Source organism: Sutcliffiella sp. NC1 (genome assembly GCF_027594365.1).
Lineage (GTDB): Bacteria > Bacillota > Bacilli > Bacillales > Bacillaceae_I > Sutcliffiella > Sutcliffiella cohnii.
On record NZ_CP115153.1, the window covers coordinates 3,869,471 to 3,889,301 of the forward strand.

A 19,831-nucleotide genomic window follows, 5' to 3' on the forward strand; every position below is an offset into this window, starting at 1 on the left:
TTTCTACTGTTATTTTACTTCGCCTTCCCAATCAAGCATTCCACCAACCATGTTGCGGACTTTATAGCCTTGGTCTTGTAAATATGCACATACATTTTCACTACGACGTCCAGAACGACAAATGAAAATATACTCTTTATCCTTTTCAAATTGAGCTAAGCTTTCGGGAATGTCTCCCATTTTTATATGCTTCGCTTGAGGTATTATCCCCATTTCAACTTCTTCGTCTTCACGAACATCTACTAATAAAAGCTCTTCCCCTTTTTCTAGCTTTGCTTTTAATTCTTCAGCCGTAATTACTGGAATATCTGTCATTGTTAGTACCTCACTTTTCTTTTTAACTAAAAACAGTGTAATAAAAATAAAAATGTTTTGCAATGTATGGGCTTTAAATAGAAAAAGGAGTAGTTTTGTTTACATGCCTCTTTTCGAGTCAACTGCTGGACTAGCTTTTGCCAGCAAGGTCAACTTTTGTGCCAATTGAACACTCTTTTTGCGCCAACCGATTTCAAAATTAGCTGGTACTAAGCAATTTCTCTACATAAAAACAGAACAAGTGGGAAACAACGACTCGTTTTCCCACTTGCTTTAAAGACTTTTCTTTTTCTATATTATGCAGCTGCTGCCTGCGCTTTATCCAGCTTCAAGGGATCGCAACACGAGGGCACGAAGGTCAATTAAGCGACCTTCTATCAGACTTTTCCTTGTGCTTGTCACCGCTGAGCGAGCCATTCTGCTTTTTTAGTTCGCTACGATGTTCACTAATTTTCCAGGTACTGCAATTACTTTTCGAACAGTTTTCCCTTCAAGTTGAGTACTAATTATTTCATCTGAAAGTGCGATTTCCTCCATCGTTTCTCGAGAAGCGTCAGCTGGTACATTCAGTTTTGCTTTTAGCTTACCGTTAATTTGAACGACGATTTCTACTTCATCTTCAACTAACTTTGACTCATCGAAAGTTGGCCAAGCAGCATACGTAATCGTTCCTTCATTGCCTAGCTTTTCCCAAAGCTCTTCTGAAATATGAGGACATATCGGCGATAGAAGTTTAACGAAGCCTTCTACGTATTCTTTCGGAATACTATCTACTTTATATGCTTCGTTCATGAAAACCATCATTTGTGAAATAGCTGTATTGAAACGAAGTCCTTCAAAGTCTTCTGTCACTTTTTTCACTGTCGCATGGTATACCTTTTCTAACGAGTCTTCCTCTGTATGTTCAACAATTTTATGACTAAGCTTACCGTTATCATCAATAAATAGTCTCCATATACGATCAAGGAAACGGCGTGATCCGTCTAATCCATTTGTAGACCAAGCGATAGATGCGTCTAATGGTCCCATAAACATTTCATATAGACGTAGGGTATCTGCGCCATGACTTTCAATAATATCGTCAGGATTTACAACGTTTCCTTTTGATTTACTCATTTTCTCGTTATTTTCTCCTAAGATCATTCCTTGGTTGAATAACTTTTGGAACGGCTCTTTCGTTGGAACTACACCGATATCGTATAAAAACTTGTGCCAGAAACGAGCATATAGTAAGTGAAGTACTGCGTGCTCTGCTCCTCCAATATAAATATCGACAGGTAACCAATGCTTTAGTTTTTCCGGATCTGCTAATTGTTCATTGTTGTTCGGATCAATATATCGTAAATAGTACCAGCAGCTTCCGCCCCATTGAGGCATTGTGTTCGTTTCACGACGGCCTTTTTTACCTGTAACTGGATCAACAACATTCACCCAATCTTCAATAGCTGCTAGTGGAGATTCCCCCGTACCAGAAGGACGAATTTCCGTCGTTTTCGGTAGTACTAGCGGTAATTCTTCCTCAGGAACAGCTGTCATTGTACCATCTTCCCAATGAATAATTGGAATCGGCTCACCCCAATAACGTTGACGACTAAATAACCAATCACGCAGGCGGTAGGAAACTTTCTTTTCCCCTTTACCGTTTGCTTCTAACCATTCAATCATGTTAGAAATCGCTTCTTCTTTCCCTAATCCATTTAAGAAATCAGAATTCACATGATCTCCATCACCAGTATAAGCCTCTTTCGTTACGTCTCCACCTGCAACTACTTCGATTATTGGAAGCTCAAATTTTGTTGCAAATTCGTAATCACGCTCATCGTGGGCTGGTACTGCCATAATCGCACCTGTACCATATGAAATTAAAACATAGTCAGCAATCCAAATCGGTAACTTCTCTCCGTTTGCTGGGTTTACTGCATATGCTCCCGTGAATACACCTGATTTTTCTTTAGAAAGTTCAGTGCGCTCTAAATCGCTTTTGCTTTGGACACTTTTGATATAAGCTTCTACTGCTTCTTTTTGCTCAGATGTTGTAATTTTTTCAACTAAAGAGTGCTCTGGAGCTAATACAGCATACGTTGCACCGAATAGTGTATCCGGTCTAGTTGTAAATACTGTAAACTGTTCATCGTAACCATCAATAGAAAAATGAACGTTCGCTCCTTCTGAACGACCAATCCAGTTACGTTGCATATCTTTTAAACTTTCTGGCCAGTCTAGTTCTTCTAAATCTTCTAATAGACGGTCAGCGTATTCCGTAATTCTTAAAATCCATTGTCTCATTGGACGACGCTCTACCGGGTGACCGCCACGCTCAGATTTCCCATCAATTACTTCCTCGTTTGCAAGAACTGTACCTAATGCTGGACACCAGTTAACAGGTACTTCATCTACGTAAGCTAATCCTTTTTCATATAGCTTAAGGAAAATCCATTGTGTCCATTTGTAAAAGTTTGGATCTGTTGTATTAACTTCGCGATCCCAATCGTAAGAGAATCCTAGCTCTTTAATTTGTCTTCTAAACGTATTAATATTTTGCTCCGTAAATTCAGCAGGGTCGTTACCGGTATCAAGTGCATACTGCTCTGCTGGTAAACCGAACGCATCCCACCCCATTGGATGTAGAACGTTGTAACCTTGCATGCGCTTCATACGAGAAAGAATATCTGTTGCTGTATATCCTTCTGGATGGCCTACGTGTAATCCAGCTCCTGATGGATATGGAAACATGTCTAATGCGTAAAACTTTTCTTTTGAATAATCTTCTGTTGTTTTAAACGTTTTATTTTCTTCCCAATAATGCTGCCACTTTTTTTCTATGTCTTGATGTTGAAATGACATTTTACATTCCTCCTATTAGTGAACTTATCGGTGTGTTTGCGTCCGTAAAAATCTTAAGAGTTTTACGGACGGTTACACCGGGATAAAAAAAAATAAAAAACCTCTCATCCCTAAAAGGGACGAGAGGTATTATGTATATACACTTCCCGCGGTACCACCCACATTAACATAGAATGTATCTATGCTCGCTCAAATCCTTAACGCGGACGATACGGCAAAGCATTACTTCCTGTAAGTAGGTTTCACACTTGCTACTCCAAGGCGAGTTCATGAACGCTCGTTGTTGACTTCCACCACCCGTCAACTCTCTATGCTCGTTTTCGTCCACTACTATTCCTTTTCAACGTAATATTTAAAGTTTGAGTTTAATTTGTATTGTATAGAATATTACATAAAACTGCAACACTTTCTTCGACAATTAATTAAATTGCCTAAAAATATAGTTCCCACTTATGGCTGCCTTTATCCCTTTTCTGGATAAATTGCGTATATTCTTTGTTCTGCACCAAATCTAGTAACCGTTTTTTCGTGATTCATTCCTAACTTTTCTAGCAAATAGCATGATGCTTCATTTGCAGTTTGTGTTTCCGCTACTAGTCTAGGAAGCTTTAAATTTTCGAAGGCAAAGGTAATCATTTCTTTTACTACTTCACAGGCATAACCTTTTCCCCATTGTCGAGGTGAAAGTAGGTATGAAACTTCTGTATCTATTCCATTATGATGCCGATCAAGTGTTATTAATCCAATAAATTGCTCCGTCTTTTTCTCTTTAACTACCCACGTATGTGTAGCTTTTTGTACCATGCATGGAAATATGCGATCGAATTTCTCTTCTTTAATAGCTCCACCTAAATATTTTCTAACTTTATTATTCGTATAAAGTGACTTAACATCATAATAATCATCTAAAGTAATCAAAGTAAAATAGCACCGTTTTGTCTCCACTAGTCTTTCTCCCCATATATTTAAAGAAATAAATAGCGGTGGCTCATAAAGAACCACCGCCCATCTTCATTGTACCGTATAACCACCATCAATAACAGCCGCTTGACCTGTAATCCCTTTAGCTGCATCACTACATAGGAACATGGCATAATCCGCAATTTCCTGAACAGTAAGTAATCTTCTTTGAGGAACTAACGGATAAATGACTTCCTCTAGTACTTTCTCTAGTTCTACATTTCTAGTTGTCGCTAAATCTTTTAATTGATTCCGAACTAAAGGCGTATCAACATACCCTGGACATAATGCATTAACAGTTATCCCATGCGCAGCTCCTTCTAGTGCAGCAACTTTTGTCAAACCAATAACTCCATGTTTTGCACTATTATAGGCTGCTTTACCCGCAAATCCTACTAATCCATTTATAGAAGCCATATTAATAATTCTACCAAACTGTTGTTTTTTCATTGTAGGAAATACATGTTTAATTGCCATAAATGGTGCAATTAACATTACTTTCGTTAATAACTCAAACTTTTCTGTTGGGAATTCTTCAAGCATAGCCACATGCTGTAATCCTGCATTATTAATAAATATATCAATTCTCCCAAATTGTTGAACAGTGCCCTCAATAACTTGAATAATTTCTTCTTCTTTCGTAACATCACAACGAAAGCTAGTTGTAATTAATCCTTTTTCATTTAATGATTCACTAGCTTCTCTTACACGCTGTTCATTCATATCTGTTAAAACTACCTTTGCTCCATTTTCCGCAAAGTGTTTACCGATTTCAAATCCTATTCCTTGTGCGCCTCCTGTTATTACGACAACTTTATTTTCTACCACTAGATGCACCTCTTTCTTAAATCCCTAAACCTAACGAGAATAATACAATTGCCATCGCTAATCCAATTAATGGTACGATTACAGTTACTGCGGCGACTGGCCCATATGCTGCTTGGTGTGTCTCCCCACAAATAGCACGGACCGTTGTAACGACGTATCCGTTATGTGGTAAAGAATCAAGAGCCCCCGAAGAAATCGCAACAGTTCTGTGAAGTGCTTCTGCATTTACACCCATATCTAAATAATGTGGAGCTAAAATCGGTAATGCAATTGCTTGCCCACCCGAAGCAGAACCAGTCATACCGGCAATTACACTTACTGCGATGGCTCCACCAATTAACGGACTACCAGGTATACTAGTCATTGCATTAACAGCCACTTCAAAGGCAGGAACTTTTTGAGCTACCCCACCAAATCCAACAACAGCTGCAGTATTACCAATTGCGATTAATGCTCCCATCGTTCCAGCAGAAACTGCATCCCAAAACGACTTAAAATATTTTCTTCCAAGTATATAAGTAGAAACTACTCCACCAGTTAACGCAATAATAAGTGCTGATTGCTTTAAGTCATCATGGAATATAAATGAAATTATTAATACTACACCTAACGGAATCATACTAACAAACGGGTTTGGCAGTGCTCTCTCTTTATCCATCACAGGATCACTTTCACGTGATTCAAATTTCTCCCCGCGAGAAATTGCCTTTGTTATCATTCGTTTTAACCACCAGTAACCGAAAATCATCATAAATACAGCAACAATTAAACTAACTTCCCATCCTGCATATGGGCTTGTGTTTAAATGTTCAATCGGAATCCAGTTTTGAATTTCTGGAGAACCAGCCGATGTCATCGTAAACGTAACCGAACCAAACGCTAACGCTGCTGGTATAAATCTTCTTGGTAAATTTGCTTGTTTAAATAGACTAATAGCCATCGGGTAAACGGAAAACGCAACAACGAATAAACTTACTCCTCCGTACGTTAAAATAGCACATGCAGCAACAATCGCTAATACCGCATATTTCATCCCTAATTTTTCAACCACAAATTTGGATACACTATCTGCTGCTCCACTATCTTCCATTACTTTTCCGAAAATCGCACCTAATAAGAACATTAAGTACCATGACGTTACAAACCCTGAAAATCCACCCATGTAACTTCCAACAAAGTTCGCTTCCCCTTCTCCTGCCAACTGTGGAAACAGTGGCATACCACTGGTTAGAGCTACTACTAATGCTGAAATAGGACCAACTACTAACAGGTTCATTCCTCGCATCGTTAAAATAATTAGTAGTGCCAAACCTCCAATCAAACCAATCATACTTAACATTCCAAATCCCCCTTTGTGTTAACGCTTTCAAAAATATTCATTTCTATATATGCAAAATGCGTGCCAACTTTAAGAAGGTTCATTTGTTCATAAAATTGACACTTTTACGTTTTTATTTTTCCGAATATTTGGACTAACCTATCTGACTAACTTATGAAAAGCATGAAAAGCACGGCTAATCTCATTATTAAAAACAGTCCAGAAATCTGGAACTCTTTCCATAATTCTGGACTTACACCGTGATCTTATATTTTTTTATTTTTTCATACAAACTAGATTTACTAATCCCTAACTGTTTAGCAGCCAACAATTTATCTCCATCATTTTTTTCTATCGCACCGATAATTACTTGTTTTTCTGTTTCTTCTAACGTTTCCTTTAACGTTTTCACTCCTAAATTTATTGTAAAGGAGTCTTTAAAATAATCCGGCAGAGATTGTATTAATAACGTTTCCCCTACCGAAAAGTGAACGGCTGCTTGTATTACATTTTCTAACTCACGAATATTTCCTGGCCAAGGAGATTTAGAGAAAATTTGTAAAACTTCAGGAGAAATATTTCTTACTCTTTTTCCCGTTCTTTTACTAATTTTCCTCAAAAAATGATTAGCTAAAATCGGTAAGTCTTCTTTTCTATCACGTAATGATGGGATATAAAAAGGGATAACATGAATTCGATAATATAGATCTTCTCGAAATCTTTTTTCTTCTATCATTTTTTCTAACGGCCGATTCGTTGCTGCAATAATTCTAACATCCACTTTTATTGGCCTACTCGCCCCGATAGGCTCCACTTCCCCTTCTTGTAGAGCTCTAAGCAACTTTATTTGCATAGGCAACGACATATCACCTATCTCATCAAGAAATAAAGTACCACCATCAGCTAATTGAAACTTTCCTTTTTTACCACCTTTTTTAGCACCAGTAAAAGCCCCATCTTCATAACCAAACAGTTCTGATTCTAACAAGTGTTCTGGAATAGCTGCACAATTCACTTTAATAAATGGCATACTGCTGCGGTTACTTAACTGATGAATACTGTGGGCAAATAGCTCTTTTCCTGTTCCGCTTTCACCTCTAATTAATACAGACACATCACTAGGGGCAATTTGTTTAACCTTATTCTTTAAAGATACGATGACTTCCGAATCCCCAATGATATCTTCTAACGAATACTTCACACCTGTTTGTGATTCATATTCCTGTAGATAATTTTGAATTCTTGACATCATACTCTTTACGTGACTATTCATCTTATCCCATTCACTCGTATCTCGAAAAAGGATTGTTCCAAAAGCTCCTATTACTTTTCCTTGCTTGTTAAAGATTGGGATTCTATTTGCAATCATGTAATTGCCTCTTATGTATTGAAGGTCAGCAAGTTCTTCTTTACCAGACTGCACAACAAGATGCATACGGGTATTTTCTATTACTTCCGTTACATGTTTTCCAATAGCTACGTCATTTTCAACCTCTACAAAGTTACTATAACTTTCATTCATATAAACGATATATCCTTTTTCATCTACTACGACGATTCCTTCAAACGCATTTGCAATAATCGTATCTATCATTTCATCCGTTAAGCGAGTACCGCGCACTTTCATATCAATGTCTCACCTCTCCTTTCGCTAATATATCATAATCTTCAGTCTTTTATAATAATAAAAAGTGTTAATTTCGGTTTATTGTAAAAGAAAGCAACCGGTTCAAAGCGGTTGCCATTTTAACTATTTCTCTATCTATTACCGTACTTGAAGGCTTGTTATATATTCCAAAATGAATTTTTCATGCGATCGATCAAAATGCAATACGAAACTATCCTCTGAATCTACAAATTTTTTCGGTATTCGGAACATATAGTAAGCTGTTACTGTCTCGGAAGGCTCAACATCTGAATAGGAAAACTCACTATCGTTATTAGTTAAATGATCTACCATCGGGTAATAATTGTGGACATCATCTACGACAAGTTCGACAAATAAAGGGCTATTAGTCTGGATATTTAATGGGTTTTTCGAAATATTTGTGACCTCCGCTTCCACAATTAAGTAAGTAAACAATTCATTATCAATCAAATATGTTGCAAAATCATCCTCACTATTCGGTGGCTTTATTGCATCAGTAAAGAAATAATCCTTATATTCAAATTTCATTTCTCCTTCTACTTCAACTACACCATCTTCTACAAAATTAATTTCTCTTTGATGGGAAACAAACTCCACATCATCAGATGAAGTTTCCATCGTTCCTGTTTCATCACCATCAAAAACGATATTAATTACACTAAAAACAACAAAAACAATTCCGAGTAAGCTAATAAACTTTACAATTGTAGGCATAGAACGCTTATTTTTATCCTTATGTTCTATAGGCTCTTCACCAAGTAGTTTTAATAGTTTTCGATATAATAGCTCTGCTCTATCACTAGTTAACCGATCAATGTCAAATATCTCACCATCCTCAGTTAACATAAAAAGAATATTAAGACTTGGGTCATCAGGATTCGTTTGCCTATCAAGACAGCACAGGCGATCGTATTCTTCATAGAGACAAAAAAAGTCTTTCATACTCCTTGTTCTCGCAATAAAAACAATCCTTTTATCTGTAAATACAAATACTCCATCCGTTTCTCTCGAAGTACCAAAAAAGGCCAAGTCTATTCTTTCATCCATTGCAATAATATCTACTAAACATTCCAACTCTAATTCTGATAAACTAACATAACCTTTTGATACTAACAATACATCATTTTTTAAATTATTTTTGTTTATCATTTTTACTCCCTTCACCTGTATGTAAATAGTTATAAATCCATTAATTTTCCAATTATACAAATTATATTATACGTCTTTTTTTATAAACATGACGAAAAAAAATTAAAAAAGTGTATCTATTAAGACACACTTTTCGTTAATTTTGTAGTACCTTGTTCTCTTTGTTTAATTTTCCGATCGTATATTGTTGTTGTAAATATACCAATAAACATTAATATTATTAGGATCATAAACAGCATATTCATTCCATAAAAGTCAACGAGTAAGCCACCAAATAAAGGACCAATCATTCTGCCACCAGTTGCAATACTATTGACAATACCTTGATAAAAACCTTCTCTCCCTTTAGGAGCAAGCTCATTTGCTACTGTTGGGATAGCTGGCCAAACAAACATTTCTCCTATTGTAAGTATAATCATTGCTGCAACGAATGCCATGTACTGCTCTGCTACTCCAACTACCGCAAAGGATACCATAAAAATGATTAAACCGACGTTTATTTGCATTTTTAACGTTTTTGTAAACCTATTAACAATATAAGATATGATTGGTTGAGCAAAAACGATTAGCGCCCCATTTATTGTCCATAGGAGACTGTATTGTTTTAAAGAAATTCCTAACCCTTGCGTATGGGTCGAAATGGTAGTTTGCCACTGCACGTAACCTACCCAACATAAGAAGTATCCAACACTTACCGTTAATAGCGCATATAGCTTCGTATAATCTTTTATTTTAGTTGTTTGATTTAATAAAGTCGTTTGTTTGGATGGATTTGCGACAATCCCTTTATATCCCCATATAGCAATAGCTAAAAATATTACATACGTAACTGTATTTGCTAAAAATATATAGTCAAAACGATAATCTGCAACTAATCCGCCAAGTGCCGCACCGATAGCAACCCCGACATTTTGGGATACGTACATTGCATTGAATGGTTTACGTCCCCCCTCTTTCCAAACCGAACCGGCCATCGCGTACATAGAAGGAAAGACAATCCCTGAACCAAAACCGATAATTGTTAGAAAGATAATATAGTAAGTCCATGAATGATTGAACGTCATTCCAATTAAGGCTACAATCGTTATCCCTATCCCTAATAATATCGACTTATAGCCACCAATTTTGTCGAACAAATAACCCCCTGTTAAATTACCGATAACACTTGCACCTGCATTTAACATAAGAACAAGTCCAGCAACAGAGAGTGACTTACCTAGAATATCATGTATATATATAGTATTTAATGGCCATAAAAAGGAGCTTCCTGTTACATTTATAGCCATTCCTAATACGAGTAACCAAAGGGCTTTTGGCATTTTTAGCATGAAGTTTTTGCCCTCCTTTTTTCTCCCTTATTTCGAAATACTAAATAATTGTAATAGCAAAACGTATTCGTGGCAAGAAAGAAATTTTGACACTGTTTTTATGCGGGATTGTTCATAAAAGAGTAGATATATTAGAACTGACTTTAAAGTGTTTTTTGAATGGTTTGGATTAGTATAAAACATTGAATTTTTTGGCCAAAACTAAAAATAGAGAGGGGAATCCCCTCTCTTAATGTCCATTATGATGATCAGAACGAACAGGTTGAGCCTTTTTACTATTCTTTTCTTTCACGTCTTTTACAACATTGTAGTCAGCTGCTGCCTCTACTTTATTGTTCACACCGTTTTTCGTCTTTTGTTCGGGATTGTTTTGCTTGGAACGTTTTTTCATTGGGAAAACACTCCTTTAATGGTCTAATAATGTCATTTGATTTTGAAGTTGCTGTAACTGCAGTCTCATTCGATTTAATTGCTCTCTTTGTTGTGCATTACAACTTAATGATAAGTGCATCAGGTCATTATATGTTTGTTCTAACATTTCTTGTGCCTTCGTAAATTCTGTGTCATTATAATGCTCTTGTTGTTCCGCGTTACTATATTGGTCTTCTGCATAACGTATAGCATCTTCGCATTGTTGAATGAACTGTTCTACTGAATCTCTCGTTGCCACTTTCCATCACCTCACCTAATTTCATTACGTTTATTTTGTTCATTTTTTTCCTAAACATTCAAATAGCGTGGAACTGGTGAAACATGCTACAATGACTTGATGAAACCCAATAGAAGGAGTTGTGACGGATGAAAGTAAATAATCCGTTTCCATATTCAAATGAAGATAAACGGTACCATACATGGAATTATCACTTACGAAACCATTTCGGACATAAAGTATTTAAAGTAGCGTTAGATGGAGGCTTTGATTGTCCAAATCGGGATGGCACCGTTGCACATGGTGGTTGTACTTTTTGTAGTGTTGCAGGTTCTGGTGATTTTGCTGGAAATCGAGCAGATGACCTAATTACTCAATTTAATGAAATTAAAAATAAAATGCATCAAAAATGGAAAGACGGAAAGTATATGGCCTACTTCCAAGCTTTTACGAACACACACGCACCTGTCGAAGAGCTCCGAGAAAAATTCGAAGCTGTATTAGAACTTGAAGGGGTTGTTGGCCTTTCTATTGCAACACGTCCGGATTGCCTTCCAGACGATGTTGTCGAATATTTAGCGGAATTAAATAAAAGGACCTATTTATGGGTTGAACTAGGGTTACAAACGGTACACGAACGGACAGCTCTTTTCATTAATCGAGCACATGATTTCAAATGTTATGTGGAAGGGGTAGAAAAATTACGTAAACACGGAATACGGGTTTGTTCTCATATTATTAACGGGCTACCACTTGAAGATTATGACATGATGATGGAAACAGCAAAAGCTGTGGCCAAGCTTGATGTACAAGGGATTAAAATTCATTTACTTCACCTACTCAAAGGAACTCCTATGGTAAAGCAATATGAAAAAGGAATGTTGCAATTCCTTTCACAAGAAGATTACGTAAACCTTGTCGTTGATCAACTGGAGATTATTCCTCCTGAGATGATTGTGCATCGAATAACAGGTGATGGCCCTATTGAACTGATGGTAGGACCTATGTGGAGTGTTAATAAATGGTCCGTATTAAATAATATCGATGCAGAACTAAAAAGACGCAATAGCTATCAAGGTAAATACTATAAGCGAAAAGAAGTGGTCCAATGAAATTAGAACGTGTATTACCTTATAGTAAAAAGTTATTAACATTAGCTCTAAGCCAAGGTGATATTGCTATAGACGCAACAGTAGGTAATGGACATGATACATTATTTCTCGCTCGATTAGTTGGTGACAGCGGGCACGTTTATGGCTTTGATATACAAAAAGAAGCGCTAACTAATACATCCACCCTATTACAAAAAGAGGATGTAACGAACGTAACACTTATTCATGATAGTCATGCCAATGTATCACAACACTTAGAAGCATCACTGCATCACAAAATAAAAGCTGCTATATTTAATTTAGGCTATTTACCTGGTGGAGATAAAACAATTACAACAACGCCTGATAGTACGGTAAACGCTATTAATAGGCTCTTGAAAATAATGCCTTCAGAAGGTTTAATTATTTTAGTTGTTTATCATGGACATCCTGAAGGAGCAGTAGAACGAGACGCACTTCTTGAATACGTGAGTACAATTGAACAAAAGCAAGCTAATGTTCTACAATATCGGTTCCTAAATCAAGTGAATGCTCCTCCCTTCATTATAGCTATTGAAAAAAAATAATAATAAAAATTCTCAACACCTCATAGTTAATCAATTGAGGTGTTTTTTTATTCCTAGTCAATAACTAATTATGAACAAATCAAGAAAAATAATTGACATTTTTGTGAACAAAATAATATTATTATAATAAGGGGGTCGAAAATGATGAATGTAAACAAAGGGATGTTTAATGCCGTACAATATTTTGGGGGCACAGTCATAATTATAGGTATTATTACTTTTATTTTCGGCGCATTTGCAAGCGGTTCCAGTTTATTAACACCGATTGGTATAGGAACAGTTATGGGTGGTATATTTATTTTTCTTATGGGAATGTTTTTTATTATAACGGAAGAAGTTTTAGAAAAAACAACGAAAAAATTAAACCCACAAAAATAACATGACAACATATAAAAAGAGCAGAAGCGAATATTCGCTCCTGCTCTTTCTTTTTAAACATAACCCCAAACCATTGTAAGCATTGTACCTAAAATAGTAACAATTGCAATAATGATCCCATATAACACGTTTGTATAAATGGATGCTTTATCGTTTGATTCACCAGCATGCATAAACAGTATTAACTGTAGACCAGCTTGAATGAAAGCTGTTACTAAAAGAATAGTCATCCCTACAGCAAAAGACATATCAAACAGTAAGACAGCTAACGCTACTGCGGTCAAAACTAATGAAAAAATAAAGCCCATTACTTGCTTGAGAGGAAATAACTCTTTCATATCACATCATTCCTTTCAAGTAGACGAAGCTGAAGATGAAAATCCAGACTACGTCTAAGAAATGCCAATACAATGAAAAGATAAACGACTTATTAGCTGTTTTTGATGTCAAACCATGCTTTTTAACTTGAAGCATGATAAATAATCCCCATACTAACCCAAACGCCACGTGGGCTCCGTGCGTCCCTAAAGTCGTTAGTAGGATCGCTGTAAATGCACTAGTTTGCAGGCCCGCTCCTACATGTACATAATGGAAGAATTCATAAATCTCCACTCCTAGGAACGCTAAACCTAAAACTAATGTAATTCCGAAGAAAGCTAGCATCGCTTTTTGTCTACCAAGTCTCATTGCATGAATAGCAAGACCAATCGTAAAACTACTTGTTAATAATAAAATAGTTTCGATTAATACAGGTGTTATTTCAAATATTTCTGCACCCGATGGCCCATTGCCAGTGCGATCGACTAAAACGAAGTACGATGCAAATAGCGTTGCGAAAAGCATAATTTCCGCACCCAGAAAAATCCAAAAGCCTAATATTTTCAAACGATTTTCTTCCGTACTATATTCAAGAGGGAGTGAATGATCTATTTTCATATTTTTGTACCTCCCAATTTTTCTTCTGTTTCTTTTACTTCTTCTACAGATATATATCGGCCATCGTCTTTTTCAAATGACTGATAAGCCATACATGCAAAGATAGCTATTGTCGAAAGGATTAAAGGTATCCACATCGCAAATATGAACGAGAATCCCCAAATAAAGAAAATGCTAGCCATTATAAATGGAACGCCACTATTATTTGGCATGTGAATTTTTTCAATTTTACCTTTAAATAGCTCATGACCATGCTTTTTAGCATCCCATAATGCTTGACTTGATTTTACGTTTGGAACAATTGCAAAGTTGTACTCAGGTACTGGACTTGGTGTTGCCCACTCTAATGAACGTGCATTCCAAGGGTCTGAGCCGACATTTCTCGGTGCATAACGAATGCTGTAATAAATGTTATATACTATTAGAATAAATCCAATTGCTAGACCAATTGCCCCAACAAAAGAAATCATATTCCAAATTGTAAAGCCAGTTGATTCAGAATACGTGTACATTCTACGCGCTTGACCGTCTAAACCTGAAATAAACATCGGCATAAACGCCACAAGTGTACTTATAGCAATAATCCACGCGGAAATTTTTCCGATTTTTTCGTTAAGCATAAAGCCAAACATTTTCGGCCAATAAAACGTTAGCCCTGCTAACATCGCAAATACAACACCTGGAATAATTACTAAATGGAAGTGAGCTACTAAGAACATCGTATTATGATATTGATAGTCAGCTGCAGACATCCCTAGCATAACTCCAGTTACTCCACCAATTGTAAAAATCGGAATAAATAGTAATGAGTATAGCATTGGAGTAGTAACTTCGATTTTCCCTTTCCAAAGTGTAAGTAACCAGTTAAAGATTTTAACACCTGTTGGCACTGCGATTGCCATTGTTGTAATAGAGAAAATACTATTTACTAATGCTCCTTGCCCCATCGTATAGAAATGGTGTACCCAAACGGTAAACGACAATAGTGAGATGATAACCATCGACCAAACCATTGACTTATATCCGTAAAGGTTACGTCTAGCGAAAGTTGAAATAACTTCACTATATATACCGAAAGCTGGCAAGATTAAAATATAAACTTCAGGATGTCCCCAAACCCAGAACAGATTGGCCCAAAGCATATCCATCCCACCATTATCTGATGTAAAGAAATTTGTTGCAAACAAACGGTCCATCGTTCCCATCGCTAGTGCTACAGTTAAAACCGGGAAAGCAAATACGATGATAACGTTAGTAATTAGAGCAGACCATGTAAACATAGGCATTTTCATTAGTGTCATGCCTGGTGCACGCATTTTTAATATAGTTGCAATAAAGTTAATACCTGTCATTAGCGTACCTAATCCAGCAATCTGAAGAGCGATCATATAATAATTCGTACCGACAGATTTACTAAACTCGGTACCCGCTAATGGGAAATAAGAAGTCCATCCTGCATCAGGAGAGCCCCCGATGACGAATGATATATTAAATAACATTGCGCCCATAAAGAATAACCAAAAGCTAAGTGCATTCAGTCTTGGGAATGCTACATCTCTTGCTCCAATTTGTAGCGGTACAACGTAGTTCATTAATGCAATAATGAAAGGCATCGCCATGAACATAATCATAACAACTCCATGAGTTGTAAAGACTTCATTATAGTGTTGTGCATCTAGTACTGTGTTTTCTGGTACCGCTAGCTGTGCACGCATCATAATCGCGTCCACACCACCACGGAATAACATTAACAGAGCAGAAATAAGGTACATGATACCGATTCTTTTATGGTCAACAGTTGTAAGCCATTCTCTCCATAAGTAGCCCCATTTTTTAAAGTACGTCAACCCTGCTATTATCGCAATAACAGTAATACCTATCGCAACCATCGACGCATATATTGCGGGACTTGGATGAGGTATGGCAAATCTTTCAAAGAATTCCATACAATTTAACTCCTTTCAGGAAGTATAGAAGCTTGTTATCTATCAAGCTTGCAGTTTACTAATTAATGGTGATGATGTTCTTCATCTTTATCGTGATCATCATGATCGTTGTTTGTACTACTTGAACCGTGATTATGTCCACCATGTTCTCCTTCAGGAGGCGGTAAGAACGATAAGTGGGTTCCTGTAAAAGTCATTTGTCCAAGATGCCCATGTTCTAGAAGCTCAGTAAATTTCTCCTCCGTAAGAGGTTGAGCAGTATTCTTCACGTCTTCTATCCATTTATCAAACTCTGCTTGAGACATTGCTTTCACATTAAACGTATTTTCAGCAAACCCTTCACCGTTGAAATTGGCGTTTCTTCCCATATACTCACCAGGAACGTCTGCTGCTAAGTGCAACGTATTAACCATGTCAGCCATTCCATATTTTTGTCCACCTAATTGTGGAATCCAAAAACTTGATATCGTTCCAAATGAATATATTTTAAACTCAAGTGGACGGTCTGTTGGAATATATAAGTAGTTTAAAGTTTCGATATCCTCTTCTGGATAGCTAAAGTGCCATTTCCAGTTAGAAGAAGCTGCATAAATAACTAGTGGCTCCGCTTCATAACCTTCGGGTGGAGCCTCTACTTTATAGTTACTTTGAACAGAAACGACCGATAAGAACGCAACGATTACAATTGGAATACCAATAAAAATTGCCTCTACAAGCGGGCTTCCTTCAATATGTGGTGGCTCATAATCGTCACCTTGTTTTGAAGCACGATATTTCACAAGCATATAAATTAACATTCCGAATACTACGAGGACAATAAATAACATAATTCCAGCTGAAAGTATGATATCTCTTGCCTGAACGGCTGCTTGTGGACCTTTCGGGTCTAGTACTATCATTTGCTCACAACCTGTTAACACAGTTGCAATAGTAAGAACAAAAAATAAAATAGCCCATTTAAATCTCATATTAGGACCTCCATTTCAATAAAGTGAAACTTCAATCATTGGGGGACCCAATGATTGTTAGTTGAACCAATCGGGGTGTTACCAACCGTTACTTCCACACTTACTTCCTTGACTTTACTTACTATTGGTGGAAGTTTACGGATGGTTACACCGGGATAAAGTGAAACTTCAATCATTGGGGGACCCAATGATTGTTAGTTGAACCAATCGGGGTGTTACCAACCGTTACTTCCACACTTACTTCCTTGACATTGCTTACTAATGGTGGAAGTTTACGGATGGTTACACCGGGATAAAGTGAAACTTCAATCATTGGGGGACCCAATGATTGTTAGTTGAACCAATCGGGGTGTTACCAACCGTTACTTCCACACTTACTTCCTTGACTTTACTTACAGATGGGGATGTTTTTACGGTTGGTTGAATTATTATATCGTTATAGAGTTACTACTCATTAATACATGTTATTCTTTGAGACTGCTAGAAAACAATAGTTTGTGAAACATGACACAAAATAGTCAATAATTCTTTGACTAAAATGCCACAATTCGTTCAAAAATTTAAGCTCTTTTTCTAGACGAGGAAATTTTTAGTCGAAATAAAGCGCTTATAACTACATTTTATAAATATATTAGAATAATATTTCTAAGATTGTTTTTCTAAGAAAAAGAAACTTGTACTCCCAGAAACATAAATATCGTTTCGAATAGTATGTTTAAATACTATTAATATTTATGGAGGTCTAATTATGAAGATGGCCAAGTTGGATATAGATGAACTGCTAGATGCAACATCTGAAATGACCAAAATAGATACTAAAAATGTGATAAAACTTATTGAAATAGATCATTTATTAGAAACTACTAAAGAGTGGTAGTTTGTGTTTTAACATCTACTATTTTAAAAATGAAAAAAAGCTTTAAGAGGATTTTTTCCTCTTAAAGCTTTTTTCTTCTTATTATTTAGGAAGACTTCCTCCATTTTTGTATCGTCCGATATGCTCGTCCATTTACATAGAAGAAGAAGGCTGTTCCTCCGCTAGAGCGGATAATTTTTTTCGCCAACGTAGATACTTCCTTACGTTCAGCTACTTTACGATCCGACAAATACACACCAAGTAACCCTCGATTTATTAATCGATGAAATTTTTCGTTTGGTAGTCCTGCAGTAAACTCATCTGCCTTTTCTAAAAAGTGCTGGAGTCGTTCCAAAAGTTTTGTCTCATCTGGGTAGTAAAAACAAAAATTCAAATCTCCACCAAGTTGGTCCTCTTCTTGATCAATAAAATAATCTAATAAAATATGTAGCCCTTGAATATACGGAAAATAACCTTTCACAATTCGCTTGCCATGCTCTAATTGAAATGATTGATGGAAAGAAGAAGAAACTAAGCAGAAAATTCCTAAAGTGGAACCTGAGCAAGCAGAAAATTCATACCACTCCATTTCAGGCAGTGTACTTTTATTTTCAGTAAACCACTTTTGCAATCTTGGGACTCTTTCTTCTTCCGCTACATGTTTATGCACTTGTAAATCACAATAGTAGTTCGCTAACTGTAATAGCTCTTGCCGAATACTGGCATAATGTTTATTTTCCTTTAACACCGATTGACAAGCAAGAACGAGATCAGCTAAGTAACCCCCATCCTCTTGATCCTCTCTATAGGCATAATAATTTTTTATCGGTGCGCCTACTGTTAGTGCATCAGGCATTGCATCATGTAAAGCTCGAAAATCGATAGGATCTAGTGATGTACTTCTGTCACACAAATTATCTAAGTAATCACTAATCGTTTGGTAGGCTACAATAAATTTAATACACTTTTCTAGTTCATCTTCTGATAATAATGAAAGAATTGCCCCACCTTCGCAATGAAACGTCTTTGTTTCAATACTAGCTAATGCTTGCGTCCGTAATTCATCATTAGGGATTTTTTCTGCTCTCGCTTTCCAATAACTTAATTCACGGTAGACAATTGGGAATACATCTCTATAAACTCGCTTCATTAGACTAATTGGATGGGTAGGAATCTTCAAGATTAATCACTTCCTTCCAAGTTCAATTGTAAAAATGCAAGGATATGGCGATACACTTGTTTTCTTTCTGGTTCATTAAAGAGCTCATGATATAAACCGTTAAATTCACGATAACTTTTATTTATACTCGCTAAACGATCGAACCATTGAATAGTAGATTCTTTTTCCACCACTTGATCGTCACCCGCTTGCAACACTAAAAGTGGTAATTCGTAAGGAAAATAATCTTGTTCATTAAAAGCTAATTTCATTGCGTTCGTTACTTCTCGATACCAATGAACGGAGATTTTGGCACTATATTTCGCGTCCTCTCTCCCAATAAGATACATCTCTTCATTTCTTGTAACATCTTCTATACTTAATCCTGTCGAGATTAGTAACGAAGGCTTAATTTTATCTAATCCCTTCGCAAACAATTCTATCCCTTTGCTAGGTTTTTTAGAAAGTTCGAGGCTTGGGGATGATAATATAACACCTTGAATTAATAAATCCTGTCTTTTTTGTAACGTTCTAATAACAGCAAGCCCGCCAATGCTATGGCCATATACAAATACTGGCGGTTCTAATAAATATGCTTGCTTTACCCATTTATCCACTTCATTTATATATTCCTCAAAGCTTTCTATATGACCTTTCCTTCTAGTCGATAACCCTTGACCAGGAAGATCACCCATTATGACATGAAAACCAGAACGGTTGAAAAATTTAATAAGTAATTCATATCGTCCGTGATAATCTAAAGCACTATGTACAATTACAATTGTACCTTTTTTGTTATCAGCAGTTGTTAACCATTGTCTCACATTCTCAACTCCCACATGTAAATATGTAAGTTTCTTTGTTATGATAA

At 36.4% G+C, this 19,831-nt stretch carries 20 protein-coding genes and 1 other annotated feature; of the genes, 4 read left to right on the plus strand and 16 right to left on the minus strand.

The genetic code is table 11. From position 1 onward, the window contains the following. Positions 1-9: 9 nt before the first annotated feature. From O1A01_RS20105 to O1A01_RS20150, 10 genes are all read right to left on the minus strand, one after another. Entirely contained in the window at positions 10-315 is a 306-nt protein-coding gene (locus tag O1A01_RS20105) for a rhodanese-like domain-containing protein (RefSeq protein ID WP_270064827.1), read from the minus strand. Positions 316-741: 426 nt separating this feature from the next. Then, positions 742-3,159, minus strand: a complete 2,418-nt coding sequence (gene leuS, locus O1A01_RS20110; protein ID WP_270064828.1) for a leucine--tRNA ligase — start codon at positions 3,157-3,159, stop codon at positions 742-744. Positions 3,160-3,271: 112 nt separating this feature from the next. Further along, positions 3,272-3,512, minus strand: a binding site (T-box leader). 109 nt (positions 3,513-3,621) lie between these two features. Further along, entirely contained in the window at positions 3,622-4,104 is a 483-nt protein-coding gene (locus O1A01_RS20115) for a GNAT family N-acetyltransferase (RefSeq protein WP_235858225.1), read from the minus strand. 66 nt (positions 4,105-4,170) lie between these two features. Then, entirely contained in the window at positions 4,171-4,947 is a 777-nt protein-coding gene (locus O1A01_RS20120) for a 3-hydroxybutyrate dehydrogenase (protein ID WP_066419028.1), read from the minus strand. 16 nt (positions 4,948-4,963) lie between these two features. Then, positions 4,964-6,286: a GntP family permease gene (locus O1A01_RS20125; protein ID WP_066419030.1), complete on the minus strand. Its 1,323-nt coding sequence runs from the start codon at positions 6,284-6,286 to the stop codon at positions 4,964-4,966. A gap of 232 nt (positions 6,287-6,518) precedes the next feature. Further along, positions 6,519-7,892, minus strand: a complete 1,374-nt coding sequence (locus tag O1A01_RS20130) for a sigma-54 interaction domain-containing protein (RefSeq protein WP_066419032.1) — start codon at positions 7,890-7,892, stop codon at positions 6,519-6,521. Between the two features lie 138 nt (positions 7,893-8,030). After that, positions 8,031-9,062 (minus strand): hypothetical protein, encoded by a 1,032-nt coding sequence (locus O1A01_RS20135; RefSeq protein ID WP_270064829.1) that lies wholly within the window; start codon positions 9,060-9,062, stop codon positions 8,031-8,033. Between the two features lie 119 nt (positions 9,063-9,181). Further along, entirely contained in the window at positions 9,182-10,381 is a 1,200-nt protein-coding gene (locus O1A01_RS20140) for an MDR family MFS transporter (RefSeq protein WP_066419069.1), read from the minus strand. Between the two features lie 238 nt (positions 10,382-10,619). Next, positions 10,620-10,781, minus strand: a complete 162-nt coding sequence (locus O1A01_RS20145; protein ID WP_066419036.1) for a glycogen biosynthesis protein GlgD — start codon at positions 10,779-10,781, stop codon at positions 10,620-10,622. 15 nt (positions 10,782-10,796) lie between these two features. Next, positions 10,797-11,060, minus strand: coding sequence for a YtzC family protein (locus tag O1A01_RS20150; protein ID WP_270064830.1), 264 nt, complete (start codon positions 11,058-11,060; stop codon positions 10,797-10,799). 128 nt (positions 11,061-11,188) lie between these two features. On the opposite strand from O1A01_RS20150, the gene O1A01_RS20155 reads away from it, so the two are divergent. The 3 genes from O1A01_RS20155 (at position 11,189) to O1A01_RS20165 (ending at position 13,095) form a co-directional block, all read left to right on the plus strand. Further along, positions 11,189-12,151, plus strand: coding sequence for a tRNA modification radical SAM protein MnmL/YtqA (locus O1A01_RS20155; protein WP_066419041.1), 963 nt, complete (start codon positions 11,189-11,191; stop codon positions 12,149-12,151). Further along, positions 12,148-12,717 carry a tRNA 5-(aminomethyl)-2-thiouridylate-methyltransferase MnmM gene (locus O1A01_RS20160; protein WP_066419044.1) on the plus strand — a complete coding sequence of 190 codons (570 nt, stop codon included), beginning with the start codon at positions 12,148-12,150 and terminating at the stop codon, positions 12,715-12,717. The genes O1A01_RS20155 and O1A01_RS20160 overlap by 4 nt, the downstream gene beginning before the upstream one ends. A gap of 141 nt (positions 12,718-12,858) precedes the next feature. Further along, positions 12,859-13,095 carry a hypothetical protein gene (locus tag O1A01_RS20165; RefSeq protein ID WP_328225855.1) on the plus strand — a complete coding sequence of 79 codons (237 nt, stop codon included), beginning with the start codon at positions 12,859-12,861 and terminating at the stop codon, positions 13,093-13,095. A 53-nt stretch (positions 13,096-13,148) separates the two neighbouring features. On the opposite strand, the gene qoxD is transcribed toward O1A01_RS20165, so the two are convergent. The 4 genes from qoxD to qoxA all read right to left on the minus strand — a co-directional run bounded on the left by qoxD (position 13,149) and on the right by qoxA (position 16,945). Further along, positions 13,149-13,433, minus strand: coding sequence for a cytochrome aa3 quinol oxidase subunit IV (gene qoxD, locus O1A01_RS20170; protein WP_066419047.1), 285 nt, complete (start codon positions 13,431-13,433; stop codon positions 13,149-13,151). A 1-nt stretch (position 13,434) separates the two neighbouring features. Further along, a complete protein-coding gene (gene qoxC / locus O1A01_RS20175) occupies positions 13,435-14,031 on the minus strand; it encodes a cytochrome aa3 quinol oxidase subunit III (protein ID WP_066419051.1) in 597 nt (198 codons plus the stop codon). Next, a complete protein-coding gene (gene qoxB, locus O1A01_RS20180; protein WP_066419054.1) occupies positions 14,028-15,977 on the minus strand; it encodes a cytochrome aa3 quinol oxidase subunit I in 1,950 nt (649 codons plus the stop codon). Before qoxB ends, qoxC begins: the two co-directional genes overlap by 4 nt. Positions 15,978-16,039: 62 nt before the next feature. Continuing rightward, a complete protein-coding gene (gene qoxA, locus O1A01_RS20185) occupies positions 16,040-16,945 on the minus strand; it encodes a cytochrome aa3 quinol oxidase subunit II (protein ID WP_066419056.1) in 906 nt (301 codons plus the stop codon). A gap of 748 nt (positions 16,946-17,693) precedes the next feature. Between qoxA and O1A01_RS20190 the strand changes: the two genes are divergently transcribed. Then, positions 17,694-17,822 (plus strand): hypothetical protein, encoded by a 129-nt coding sequence (locus O1A01_RS20190; RefSeq protein WP_268874271.1) that lies wholly within the window; start codon positions 17,694-17,696, stop codon positions 17,820-17,822. 85 nt (positions 17,823-17,907) lie between these two features. Here O1A01_RS20190 and O1A01_RS20195 read toward each other — a convergent pair whose 3' ends face one another. Next, positions 17,908-18,981 carry a tetraprenyl-beta-curcumene synthase family protein gene (locus O1A01_RS20195; RefSeq protein ID WP_066415523.1) on the minus strand — a complete coding sequence of 358 codons (1,074 nt, stop codon included), beginning with the start codon at positions 18,979-18,981 and terminating at the stop codon, positions 17,908-17,910. Positions 18,982-18,983: 2 nt separating this feature from the next. Beyond that, positions 18,984-19,784 carry an alpha/beta fold hydrolase gene (locus tag O1A01_RS20200; protein WP_066415525.1) on the minus strand — a complete coding sequence of 267 codons (801 nt, stop codon included), beginning with the start codon at positions 19,782-19,784 and terminating at the stop codon, positions 18,984-18,986. Positions 19,785-19,831 lie beyond the last annotated feature (47 nt).